Raw genomic sequence first — 11,856 nt, forward strand, 5'->3', positions numbered from 1 at the left:
ATCCCGTCCTAAAGTAGAAAACAACAAATAATAAGCATAATATCAACATTTCATTAACCAATAAGGTGTCGGGATCGTATGTCTGCTGTTCTTACTGCTGAGCAAGCCCTTAAATTAGTGGGTGAAATGTTTGTCTATCATATGCCGTTTAATCGGGCATTGGGGCTGGAACTGGAACGTTATGAAAAAGAATTTGCGCAATTAGCGTTTAATAACCAACCGATGATGGTGGGTAACTGGGCACAAAGCATCCTGCACGGCGGGGTGATCGCCTCAGCGCTGGACGTTGCCGCCGGACTGGTGTGCGTTGGCAGTACGCTAACCCGCCACGAGACCATCAGCGAGGACGAGCTACGCCAGCGCATGTCACGAATGGGCACCATCGATCTGCGCGTTGATTACCTGCGGCCAGGCAGAGGGAACCGCTTTACGGCCACCAGCAGTCTGCTGCGAGCAGGCAATAAAGTGGCTGTCGCACGCGTGGAACTGCATAACGAAGAACAGCTTTATATCGCCAGTGCAACTGCCACTTATATGGTGGGGTAAGCGCCTGAAAAAAGGTAAACTACGGTTACTTTTCTGTAATGAGTTCTCCCAATGGATGCTAAACAAACGCGGCAGGGCGTGTTACTCGCTCTTGCTGCCTATTTTATTTGGGGTATCGCTCCCGCCTACTTCAAACTGATTTATTACGTCCCGGCGGATGAGATCCTGACGCACCGCGTCATCTGGTCATTTTTCTTTATGGTGGCGCTGATGAGCGTTAGTCGCCAATGGTCAGGTGTCAAAACGCTGCTGCAAACGCCAAAGAAGATTTTTCTGCTGGCGCTCTCGGCGGTCCTAATCGGCGGAAACTGGCTGCTCTTTATCTGGGCGGTCAATAACCACCATATGCTGGAAGCCAGCCTCGGTTACTTTATTAACCCGCTGGTGAATATCGTGTTGGGGATGATTTTCCTCGGAGAACGCTTCCGTCGTATGCAGTGGCTTGCGGTCTTATTAGCCGCTTGTGGCGTGCTGGTGCAGCTATGGACCTTTGGCTCCCTGCCAATAATCGCCTTGGGGCTGGCGTTCAGCTTTGCTTTCTATGGTCTGGTGCGCAAGAAAATCGCCGTCGAAGCGCAAACCGGCATGCTGATCGAAACCCTGTGGCTCTTGCCCGTTGCGGCCATCTATCTGTTTGGTATCGCAGACAGCCCGACCAGCCATATGGGTCAGAACCCCATGTCGCTTAATCTGCTGCTGATTGCTGCGGGTGTCGTGACCACAATCCCGCTGCTGTGCTTTACCGGTGCGGCAACCCGTCTACGTCTGTCCACGCTGGGCTTTTTCCAGTATATCGGGCCAACGCTGATGTTCCTGCTGGCAGTAACGTTCTACGGTGAAGTGCCGGGAGCGGATAAAATGGTCACCTTCGCCTTTATCTGGGTGGCGCTGGCAATTTTCGTGATGGATGCGATTTATACGCAACGACGGGTTCGTCGGAGCTAGGGGAGTGCCGGATGGCGCTTCGCTTATCCGGCCTACAAAAGCACATCGCTGTAGGCCGGATAAAGTACAGTTATTACAGCCAGTTCTTGCGCTTAAAGTACAGATACGGCGCCAGACCCGCGAGCATCATAAAGACAATCGCGCCAGGATAACCGAAGCTCCAGTGCAGCTCTGGCATAAACTCAAAGTTCATGCCATAGCTGGAAGCCACCAGCGTCGGCGGCAGGAATACGACAGAAACCACCGAGAAGATCTTGATGATGCGGTTCTGCTCGATGTTGATAAAGCCCATCGCCGCCTGCATCAGGAAGTTAACCTTCTGGAACAGTGATTCGTTATGCGGCAACAGGGACTCGATATCGCGCAGGATCTCACGCGCCTGCTCCAGCTGACTGCCCGGCAGACGCGCTTTACGCACCAGGAAGTTCAGTGCGCGCTGGGTATCCATCAGACACAAGCGTACCTTCCAGCCGATATCTTCCAGCTCCGCCAGCGTCGACAGCGCTTCGTCATATTCATCGCCCTGACGCCCTTCCATGATCACACGGCTGAGTTTTTCCAGATCGCTGTAGATATTTTCTATTTCATCCGCCAGCTGTTCGATTTTGGTTTCGAACAGGTCGAGCAGCAGCTCGTAGGCGTTGCCATCCACCATCGCCTGATTGCGCGCACGCATGCGGTACAGGCGAAAAGCCGGCAGTTCGCGCTCGCGCAGGGTAAACAGGCGACCTTCGCGAATGGTAAATGCGACGGTTGAGTTGCCCGCGTGATCGTCGGCGTCTTCATAAAAGAAGAAGGAGTGGATGTGCAAACCGTCTTCGTCTTCAAAAAAACGTGCGGATGCTTCGATGTCTTCCAGTTCAGGGCGCGTAGCCAGATTCTGGCCCAAGTCCTTTTGCACACGGTTTCGTTCTTCGTCATCCGGCTCGACTAAATCGACCCAAACCGAACTGGCCAGGTGCTCGATCTCGTCCGCCTCAAGGCGAGTTAAACGATTGTTTTCCAGTTGAAATGCGCTCAGCATGACCGGGACTCCCAATGCAAAAAATTATCGGACAGTTCGGAGGGCACACAGAAACAAATTGGGTTTCAGACCATTAAACAGCCTGACTCAGCGCGACGGGAAAAAACAGAAGGTCGCTGACAACCGCGAAGGCTATCAGCAAAAAGGGATAGCCTTAGGAGTTGATCCTGGATGACAGGATAATGAGCCAGTATCTACTGGGTGTGTCCAAGGCGAATGTCCTCTTAGCGTAATCGTGCGCGCATGTTACGCCAGCAAAATTTTGACGTCAACACGCAACGGATGGCGAAAAAGTAATAATTTCCCCTTATACAGAAAGGTTAGCAGAGGGGAATTATTTATCTATGATTTCAGAATATTAACCGACAGATAGCCGGATGGCGGCTTCGCCTTATCCGGCCTACGAATAAAAATGTTACCCGGTCTGTAGGCCGGATAAGCGCAGCGACATCAGGCGATCACACCGTTTCCAGTCTGGCGTAGGCCGCCACCAACCATTTAATGCCCTGCCCCTGGAACGCCACCTGCAGGCGACTGTGCTCGCCGCTGCCTTCGAGGTTGACGATGGTGCCTTCACCAAACTTGGCGTGGCGCACGCGCTGACCGAGCTTATAACCGGTGTCGTTCTCCGCCATTGGCGTGCCCATCCGTTGATGGCTGACCGGGCGGCTGACAGTGGCGCGAAGGCGAACCTCTTCCACGCACGCTTCCGGCAGTTCGCCGATAAAGCGCGATGGGCGATGGTAAACCTCTTTGCCGTACAGGCGGCGCGTTTCGGCGTAGGTCAGCGTCAGCTTTTGCATCGCGCGAGTCACGCCGACATAGGCCAGACGACGTTCTTCTTCCAGACGACCGCCTTCGTCCAGCGACATCTGGCTGGGGAACATGCCTTCTTCCATCCCGACAATAAAGACCTGCGGGAACTCCAGGCCTTTCGCCGAGTGCAGGGTCATCAGTTGGACCGCGTCCTGCCAGGTATCCGCCTGCCCTTCACCCGCTTCCAGCGCGGCGTGAGACAGAAACGCCTGCAGCGGCATTAAATCTTCATCTTCTTCGTTGTAGCTGAACTGGCGCGTTGCCGTGACCAGTTCGTCTAAGTTTTCGATACGTGTCTGGCCCTTCTCGCCTTTCTCCTGTTCGTACATCATGCGCAAGCCGGAGTCTTTAATCACCCGGTCAGTCTGCACGTGCAGTGGCATATCGGCGGTCTCCTGCGCCAGTGCCTCAATAAGCTCCATAAAACGCTGTAGCGCGCTGGCAGCACGACCGGCAAGGGCTTTTTCCTGCAGCAGCTCACGACAGGCCTGCCACAGCGTTAGCTGGCGGTCACGCGAGGTCTGGCGCACCACATCCAGTGTACGATCGCCAATACCGCGCGTCGGTGTATTCACCACGCGTTCAAACGCAGCATCATCGTTGCGGTTAGCGATCAGACGCAGGTAAGAGAGCGCATCTTTGATTTCCTGGCGTTCAAAGAAGCGCATACCGCCGTAAATACGGTACGGCATGCTGGCCTGTAACAGCGCCTCTTCCAGTACGCGCGACTGGGCGTTGCTGCGATACAGAATGGCGCATTGTTCCAGCGCTCCGCCGTTGTCCTGCCAGGTCTTGATACGGTTGACCACAAAGCGCGCTTCATCGAGCTCGTTGAACGCGCAGTACAGAGAGATCGGTTCGCCGTCGACCCCGTCAGTCCACAGCTTTTTACCCAGACGCCCGTTGTTGTTTTCAATCAGGGCGTTGGCCGCGCTGAGGATGTTGTTGGTCGAACGGTAGTTCTGCTCCAGACGGATGGTTTCTGCGCCGGGGAAGTCAGTGAGGAAGCGCTGGATGTTTTCCACCTGTGCGCCGCGCCAGCCGTAGATCGACTGATCGTCATCACCCACGATCATCACTTTACCGCTGTCGCCCGCCAGCAGGCGGATCCACGCGTACTGAATGTTGTTGGTATCCTGGAATTCGTCGACCAGGATATTGGTAAAGCGTTCGCGGTAATGCTGCAGGATATGTGGCTTGTTAAGCCACAGTTCATGGGCGCGCAGCAGCAGCTCGGCGAAATCCACCAGCCCCGCGCGGTCACACGCTTCCTGGTAGGCCTGATAGACCTTCTGCCAGGTTTGCTCAACCGGGTTGCCATAGCTCTGTAAATGGTGCGGGCGTAGCCCTTCATCTTTCTGGCTGTTGATGAACCACATCGCCTGACGCGGTGGCCACTGCTTCTCATCCAGATTCATTGCTTTGATCAGGCGCTTAAGCAGACGCAACTGGTCTTCGCTGTCGAGGATCTGGAAATCCTGTGGCAGATTCGCATCCATGTGGTGCGCGCGCAGCAGACGGTGCGCCAGACCGTGGAACGTCCCCACCCACATACCGCCCTGGCTGGTGCCCATGATCTGACCAATACGGTGACGCATTTCCGCCGCCGCTTTGTTGGTAAACGTCACCGCCATAATGGAGTACGGCGAGTTGTTCTCAACCGTCAGTAACCAGGCGATACGGTGCACCAGCACACGCGTTTTACCACTCCCCGCGCCCGCCAGAACCAGCATGTTGCTGCGTGGCGCGGCCACAGCCTGGCGCTGTTCGTCATTGAGGCTATCGAGCAGGTAAGAAACGTCCATTGGCACCGCCGGAATCAACAGGGCCCCACCGGACCCCTGGGAATTTATACAGAGTTGTTGGTGATTATATCAGCGAGGTCAGAGATGCCAACTGTGAAATTTCAATATGCGGAAGTAAACGGCTGTCAGCGGTTTGCATCAGGTCGGCATTTTCCGGTTTGATCCAGCAAACCTGCATGCCGCAACGAATGGCACCGGCAACGTCTGTCGTCAGATCATCACCCACATGCAGGATTTCCCCCACAGGCAGATTCAGTTTTTCCGCGGCCAGCGAGTACATGTCGCTGAACGGTTTTGATCGCCCATCCGGACCCGCGCGCAGCACAAACTCAAAATAATCACCCAGGCCGAACAGCTCCGGTTGCGCATTACCGTTGGTGATCGCCACCAGCGGCCATTTACGGGCCAGCGCCTTCAGCGTGTCATGCGTCGCCTGTGGGACATCAATACGGCTACGCCATTTGGCAAAATTCATCATCGCCGCGTTCGCCCCCATTCTGGCTTCTGCCTCTGACAACCCCGCCTCCAGCATAGCGCGCTCTACGGCGCGGTGACGCCATTGGGTAACATCGTGGTAGATTTCCGGCTCGGCGTCGCGAACGGCCTGGCGTAAGCGCTGCAGGTCGCTATTTTGCAACGCACGCAGCGCGGGATGGTAGTTCTGTACAAACGCGAGCGCTTCCTGCTCGGTGCGTGTGATAACGGGACGGTTATCGTAAAGGGTATCATCAAGGTCAAAGGTGAGCGCAGAAATGCGCCCCAAAGGCCGGTAAAAACGCATTATTTCCCCCGTTTGGCGCGTGGATGCGCCGCATCGTACACTGAAGCCAGGTGTTGAAAGTCAAGATGGGTATAGATTTGGGTCGTGGAGAGATTGGCATGGCCCAATAACTCCTGCACTCCGCGCAGATCGCCGCTCGACTCCAGCATATGCGTCGCAAAAGAGTGGCGCAATTTGTGGGGATGTACGTGGCTGTTCAGCCCCTGCTTGATACCCCATTCCGCAAAGCGTTTCTGCACATTGCGCGCCGAGATACGTTTGCCCAGTTTTGACAGGAACAGCGCATCGTCATCGCTGCCAAACAGTCCGCGCAGATCCAACCAGTGCTCAATCCACGCCACCGCATTGCGGCCAATCGGCAGACGGCGTTCTTTACTGCCCTTGCCCATCACCCATACTTCGCCAGTATCAAGATCGAGATGTTTAATATCCAGCCCCACCAGTTCAGACAGACGCAGCCCTGCACCGTACATCACTTCCAACATCGCCCGGTCTCGCACGGCGAGGGGATCGTTGAGATCGATATCCAGCAGGCGATTAACATCATCAACGTCGATATTTTTGGGTAAATGGCGCGGCGCTTTCGGCGCGGAAACACTTTTTGCCGGATTAGCGTTCAGCTCGCCCTGATTAACCATCCAGTCGAAGAAACTGCGCAGTGCAGACAGGCGCAACGCCAGACTCGCCGGCCCCAGACCTTTACGTCGGCTGCGTACGGCAAAACTACGCACCATCGAAGCGTCACACTGCTGCCAGCTTTGCAGACCGGTTTCACCGGCTAACGCAATGATGGCATCAAGCTGACGCTGATAATTTAGCAATGTGATCGGGCTAAGCTGGCGCTCAACGCCCAGATAGCGCAAAAAGCGCGCCACATCCTGAGAAAGGGGTGAATCGGTCATACGCGTTCAATCCAACGCTCCAGCAGTTCCGGCAACATCAGCGAGATTTCCTGCAATAACTGCGTGCCCTGCCCCTGCTGGTAATGATTGGCATCACGGCTACTGAACAACATGACACCAAGAGAGCCATCTGGCCCCAACATCGACATTGCCACCGAGCCGATGGCTTTCGCTTCCGGCATCATGACTAACAATTCCGGGCCGTGGAGTGGTCCAAGGTAGTGCTGTGACTGACCCAGACGCTGAATGCGCAGCGGTTCGAAAGCCTGGCGGCTTAATGCCAGATGGGTGAATTTCGAGGGCGCGCCAAGTCGCCAGCGATCCGGAAACAGACGAACCGTCGCTCCCGCCAGCCCTAACTCACGCGCCCAGCGATGAAGTCGCATCAGCATGTCGTCGAGACTGTTCGCGGACACCAGTCGTCCTTGCAGATTTAACAGTCGATAGAACAGGCTTTCGTTGGCATTCGCTTGTTCCATCAACAACGCCATGTTCTCTTCCAGCACGTTGATATGATTGCGCGCCCGCGCCATATGCCATTCAACTAAAGAGACCGTGCCCCGCACCGGATGCGGGACGCGCATCGCTTCAACCGCTTGAGCATTACGGATAAAAAACTCAGGATTACGTTGCAGATAATCGACGACCGCCCGGTCGTCCAGTTCCATGAGCGTTTCCTGTAGTTCTTCCCCTGGTTGCTTCATAAGTGAATAAATCCGTCGTAGACATGTGCCGCCGGGCCAGTCATATATAACGGATGACCCGGACCTTTCCAGGCGATATCAAGTCGACCGCCCGGTAATTCCACCCTCACTTCATCTGCCAGCAGGCCCTGCTGAATACCGACAGCGACAGCCGCACACGCGCCGCTGCCGCAAGCCTGCGTTTCACCCGCGCCACGCTCATAAACACGCAGTCGGATATGCTCACGCTTGACCACTTGCATAAAGCCGATATTGGCGCGTTCAGGGAAGCGTTCATGGCTTTCCAGAACCGGTCCCAGTGTTTCCACCGTGGCCGTATCAACATCATCAACCTGAATCACGCAATGCGGATTCCCCATTGAAACCACGCCGCACAATACTGTCTGCTCGGCCACTCGCATAATATAGGTCTTCTCTGCTTTATTGGCACGAAAAGGGACCTGCGAGGGTTCGAAGTTGGGTTCCCCCATGTTGACCCGCACCAGCTCATCGTCCGTTACGCTTAATACCATGCGGCCATTCGCGGTACTGACACGAATATCACGCTTATTCGTCAACCCTTTCAGGCGCACAAAACGGGCAAAGCAACGAGCGCCATTGCCACACTGCGAGACTTCGCTGCCATCAGCATTAAAAATGCGGTAATGGAAATCCAGCTCCGGATCGTACGGCGGCTCGACGACCAGCAGTTGATCGAACCCAACACCCAGATGCCGGTCAGACAAGCGACGGATCAGCTCGGGTGAGAAAAAGACATTCTGCGTTACCGCGTCGACGACCATAAAATCGTTGCCAAGGCCATGCATTTTAGAGAATTGCATTGTTTACTCCGTTCACGCGGGTACAGAAACTTACCGTCAGTAATTCACCTGAGAAGGCCCATCACTGATTCCACGATCGTTTTTATCCGGCGTCGTAGATTGTGCTGGCGACTGAATGCTCTTCGTCGGAGGCGGCGCGTTTTTGTCTGCTGGCGGGAAATAGAGAGGTCCCTTCAGACCACAGCCCGTCAGGCTGAACAGTGTAAAAAGTACAGCGAGTGCCTGAAACACGTTTTTCATTATGGATTGCCTGTAAGTTCATGCTTTCTGTTTTCTATCATCGCAGGAGAAGGCGTAAAAGCAAGAGTTTGGCTAAAAACTGCAACGTGATTTATTCCGCGTTATACTGCGGCCATCACGAAAAACAGGATAAAAAAATGAACGACAGTGAATTTCATCGCCTTGCCGACACCCTGTGGATGACCATTGAAGAGCGTCTGGACGACTGGGACGGCGACAGCGATATCGATTGTGAGATCAACGGTGGCGTACTGACCATCAGCTTCGAAAATGGCAGCAAAATTATCATTAACCGTCAGGAGCCGCTGCACCAGGTATGGTTGGCCACTAAACAGGGCGGTTACCATTTTGACCTGAAAGGCGACGAGTGGGTTTGCGACCGCAGCGGTGAAACCTTCTGGGATCTGCTGGAACAGGCGGCAACGCAACAAGCGGGTGAAGAGGTAAGTTTCCGTTAAGTTTTAGTGCCGGATGCGCTTCGCTTATCCGGCCTACTTTGGCCCGGTAAGCGTCGCGCATCCGGGCAAGTTAACTCACGAGAAATACTGCTGTAACAGCGGCGTTTCGCTGTCCTGACTGACTGGCGGAACGGCGCTAATTGGCTGGGTACGGAACGGGATTACCTGCGCGCGCCCGTCTGTTTTCACAATCTGATAGAACTGCGGCAAGTTAAAGTTGATGAAGCTGGAGCCGTAGGTAAAGCGATCGTGCGATGATGAGTAGAAACGGCTGACATCGCGTACCAGTTCCTCTTTGCTACCTTCGCAGTGGTGATACACCTCGGCCCGATTACTCTCGTCCAGAATGTAGATATTAAAGCCCTGCTCATCACCCGTTTCTTCGAAAAAGAACTGAATAATCCCTTCGCTGGCAAAACCGTCTACCACCGACGGCAGTTTCACATGGTTAGTCTCAACCTGAACGGAAAGCCCGTGCAGTTTGTTATGTGAAATCGCGCCATAGAATTCAATCGCGTTTTCCAGCTTCTGTACCGAAACGTTCAGGCGCTCGAAGAACAGTCCCCACGTCTGCCCGGAAACGCGCAGCGCTTTGAAGCGTCCGGTTTCCTGACGAGTGCTGGAGAGGCGTAATTCGATACACTCAGACACCAGTTGCTGCACACGGGTGCGAATTAAACCGCGCAGATGCTGGCTATAGCAGAAGACCTCGACGCTATCCGGCGGCGCGGCATCCTGGTGCATTTTGCCCAGAATCGTTTTTAACGCTTCAATCATCGCCTGCTCGCCGTTGAAGTGCAGGGTTCGCACTTCATTCCACGAGTTGCGATACAGCAGGTCTACGCTACCCACCAGACAATTTTGCTCTTCGCCAAAGCTGAAGACATCGAGCTTACGGAAATCAAAATGCACGACCTGATTGCGGAACGCCGCCGTCGGGTCATATTCGAGGTTGACGATAATCGCCAGATGGCGAATTTCGCACGGACTGTACAACGCTTTCGGCGTTGGTGCTGGCAGACGCAGCGGGAAGTGGTGCGAGACATCGGCGACCATTTCCTGCAGCTTCGGCAAGTCGACAATACCGTTACCCTTAATAAACAAATGCGTACGCGATGTCAGCAGGCCGTTAAACCACGCCCACGCCACCAGCTTATTGAGATAGCGGTTATATTCCAGCGGCTGATGGCTGATGATCGAATCCATGTTAGGCGCGCGGTTGTAGAGATACCAACCCGAACGGTTGGCGCGACCTGGCGGCACGTGGATAAAGGTCAGATTGGGTTCTGAGAGATCCGGTGAGATTTGCGGGTTCACCAGCGTCACTTTGCCGGGCAAGGCTTCAAATGCGGCATACAGCTTGCGGGTCAGCACGCCAATATCCTGCGGACTGGCGCTGACGCTAAGATTGTTACGGCGCGCAAAACGGATCAAATTACGATAGCTCTGCATCATTGCGTCGAGCAGTTCGTTGTGCGCTTCGCGTACCTGGTCAATTTTCCAGTTGGCACGGTTATCCAGCATCGTCAGGCGGGCTTCATCCCAACCCCACTCTTGTACTAACTGACTTAACACTTCACGACGCCAGCCCACGCAGGCGCGTTCACGGCTCAGTTTCTCACAGACTTTTAAGTAGAAACATCGACGTACTAAATCAAGACGCGTTGGGTCCTCAATCGCAGTGAGGTACTCGGTAACGCGCTCCAGCATCATGCAGTATGGGTCGAGACCAAAAGAGACAATCTCGCCGTCGTGCAGGCGCTGTTTAATATCTTTCGCCAACAGGCGTGGATTGGGGTATTCCCAGGAATAGGCCTCCAGCAGCAGCGTTTTCAGCACCGCTTTGTACGGGGAATCGATACTCTTGTACAACTGCCAGAGGCTGGCGCCAAAGTACTCTTCGGCGGAAAGCGAACTGAGTCCACCCAGATCCAGCCATTCGTTTGGCGTTAACACACCCTGCGCGTAGAGCGTCATGACGTAATCGTCGTAATGCTCTTCTTCATCGCCAGGCACCATATTCCACAAAATACGTTTACCTGCGAGGCGCACAGCGGTGCGATAGAATTCATCAAGCAGCAGGATATGCTGCGTCGAGCCACAGTCTTCACCACCCAGACTGCCGCTTTCATTGTGACGGAAACGGTTTTCATCAATCAGGAAGAAACTGACTTCCACGCCCAGCGAGGCGGCCCAACTTTCCAGCAGGCTGCATTTACGTTGCAGCAACTGCCGCTCTTCGCTATCCAGCCAGGATTGATGGCAGACCCAGATATCGAGGTCAGAGGAACAGCTTTGCCCTACGGAAGAGGTGCTGCCCATAGAGTAAACGCCGGTGATCGGCAGTTCGCCCTTTGGAGGGTCCTGCGGTGACATACCGCGGTACAGTTCCAGCTCATTCAGGTAGTGGCGTTGGGTTTCATCAGGCGTGTAAAAGCATATGCCCTTGGGAACGTTACCATCGAGGTAACCCGGCATCAGTGGGTGGTGGTAGTGCAATAATGTCGGCAGCAGACTGTATACCTGCTGGAAGGCAGGTCCCATGGCAGCAAGCGCGCGATCCACACGCAGTTGATTTATAGCATCCAGTCTCTGTTTCAGAGTCTCAATATAGAGGTACAAGACGTATCGCCTGATGTTGCTATCCATCATGTTGTCGATTGCTGCGGCGCAAGCGCTCATCAACAGTCTTCAGCAATTCGGATAAACCGTATGTCAAAAATAACCGTTACCGTTTTTTCACCCCTATTTTTTTAGGGAGTACAGCCGAAAAAATGGTCTAAAACGTGATCAATTTAACACCTTGCTCATTGA

General features: G+C 54.3%; 12 protein-coding genes. 3 read left to right on the forward strand and 9 right to left on the reverse strand.

All coding sequences use genetic code 11. The annotated features are described in order from the left end of the window. The first annotated feature begins 78 nt into the window (after positions 1 to 78). Together yigI and rarD are read left to right on the forward strand one after the other, a co-directional pair. On the forward strand, positions 79 to 546 hold the full coding sequence (yigI, locus tag FDX19_RS13810) for an acyl-CoA thioesterase YigI (RefSeq protein ID WP_005133301.1): 468 nt from the start codon (positions 79 to 81) through the stop codon (positions 544 to 546). Between the two features lie 51 nt (positions 547 to 597). Further along, positions 598 to 1,491, forward strand: a complete 894-nt coding sequence (gene rarD / locus FDX19_RS13815) for an EamA family transporter RarD (protein ID WP_137383163.1) — start codon at positions 598 to 600, stop codon at positions 1,489 to 1,491. 73 nt (positions 1,492 to 1,564) lie between these two features. Here the strand turns inward: rarD and corA are convergent, their stop codons facing one another. The 8 genes from corA to FDX19_RS13850 all read right to left on the reverse strand — a co-directional run bounded on the left by corA (position 1,565) and on the right by FDX19_RS13850 (position 8,584). Continuing rightward, on the reverse strand, positions 1,565 to 2,515 hold the full coding sequence (corA, locus tag FDX19_RS13820) for a magnesium/cobalt transporter CorA (protein ID WP_003017920.1): 951 nt from the start codon (positions 2,513 to 2,515) through the stop codon (positions 1,565 to 1,567). A gap of 154 nt (positions 2,516 to 2,669) precedes the next feature. Next, entirely contained in the window at positions 2,670 to 2,726 is a 57-nt protein-coding gene (gene ysgD / locus FDX19_RS25315) for a YsgD/CorL family protein (RefSeq protein WP_212723238.1), read from the reverse strand. A 247-nt stretch (positions 2,727 to 2,973) separates the two neighbouring features. Then, positions 2,974 to 5,136, reverse strand: coding sequence for a DNA helicase II (uvrD, locus tag FDX19_RS13825; protein WP_137383164.1), 2,163 nt, complete (start codon positions 5,134 to 5,136; stop codon positions 2,974 to 2,976). A 64-nt stretch (positions 5,137 to 5,200) separates the two neighbouring features. Next, on the reverse strand, positions 5,201 to 5,917 hold the full coding sequence (gene yigB / locus FDX19_RS13830) for a 5-amino-6-(5-phospho-D-ribitylamino)uracil phosphatase YigB (protein WP_137383165.1): 717 nt from the start codon (positions 5,915 to 5,917) through the stop codon (positions 5,201 to 5,203). Then, positions 5,917 to 6,819, reverse strand: coding sequence for a tyrosine recombinase XerC (gene xerC, locus FDX19_RS13835; RefSeq protein WP_137383166.1), 903 nt, complete (start codon positions 6,817 to 6,819; stop codon positions 5,917 to 5,919). Before xerC ends, yigB begins: the two co-directional genes overlap by 1 nt. Beyond that, on the reverse strand, positions 6,816 to 7,523 hold the full coding sequence (locus FDX19_RS13840; protein WP_137383167.1) for a DUF484 domain-containing protein: 708 nt from the start codon (positions 7,521 to 7,523) through the stop codon (positions 6,816 to 6,818). The genes xerC and FDX19_RS13840 overlap by 4 nt, the downstream gene beginning before the upstream one ends. Further along, positions 7,520 to 8,344, reverse strand: a complete 825-nt coding sequence (gene dapF, locus FDX19_RS13845) for a diaminopimelate epimerase (RefSeq protein ID WP_040230073.1) — start codon at positions 8,342 to 8,344, stop codon at positions 7,520 to 7,522. The genes FDX19_RS13840 and dapF overlap by 4 nt, the downstream gene beginning before the upstream one ends. A gap of 36 nt (positions 8,345 to 8,380) precedes the next feature. Beyond that, positions 8,381 to 8,584, reverse strand: a complete 204-nt coding sequence (locus tag FDX19_RS13850; protein ID WP_005133315.1) for a lipoprotein — start codon at positions 8,582 to 8,584, stop codon at positions 8,381 to 8,383. 137 nt (positions 8,585 to 8,721) lie between these two features. Here FDX19_RS13850 and cyaY point away from each other — a divergent pair, with 137 nt between their 5' ends. After that, positions 8,722 to 9,042, forward strand: a complete 321-nt coding sequence (gene cyaY / locus FDX19_RS13855) for an iron donor protein CyaY (protein WP_137383168.1) — start codon at positions 8,722 to 8,724, stop codon at positions 9,040 to 9,042. Between the two features lie 75 nt (positions 9,043 to 9,117). Here the strand turns inward: cyaY and cyaA are convergent, their stop codons facing one another. Beyond that, on the reverse strand, positions 9,118 to 11,664 hold the full coding sequence (gene cyaA / locus FDX19_RS13860) for a class I adenylate cyclase (RefSeq protein WP_137383196.1): 2,547 nt from the start codon (positions 11,662 to 11,664) through the stop codon (positions 9,118 to 9,120). Between the last annotated feature and the right edge of the window lie 192 nt (positions 11,665 to 11,856).

This window comes from Citrobacter sp. wls619, assembly GCF_005281345.1.
Lineage (GTDB): Bacteria > Pseudomonadota > Gammaproteobacteria > Enterobacterales > Enterobacteriaceae > Citrobacter.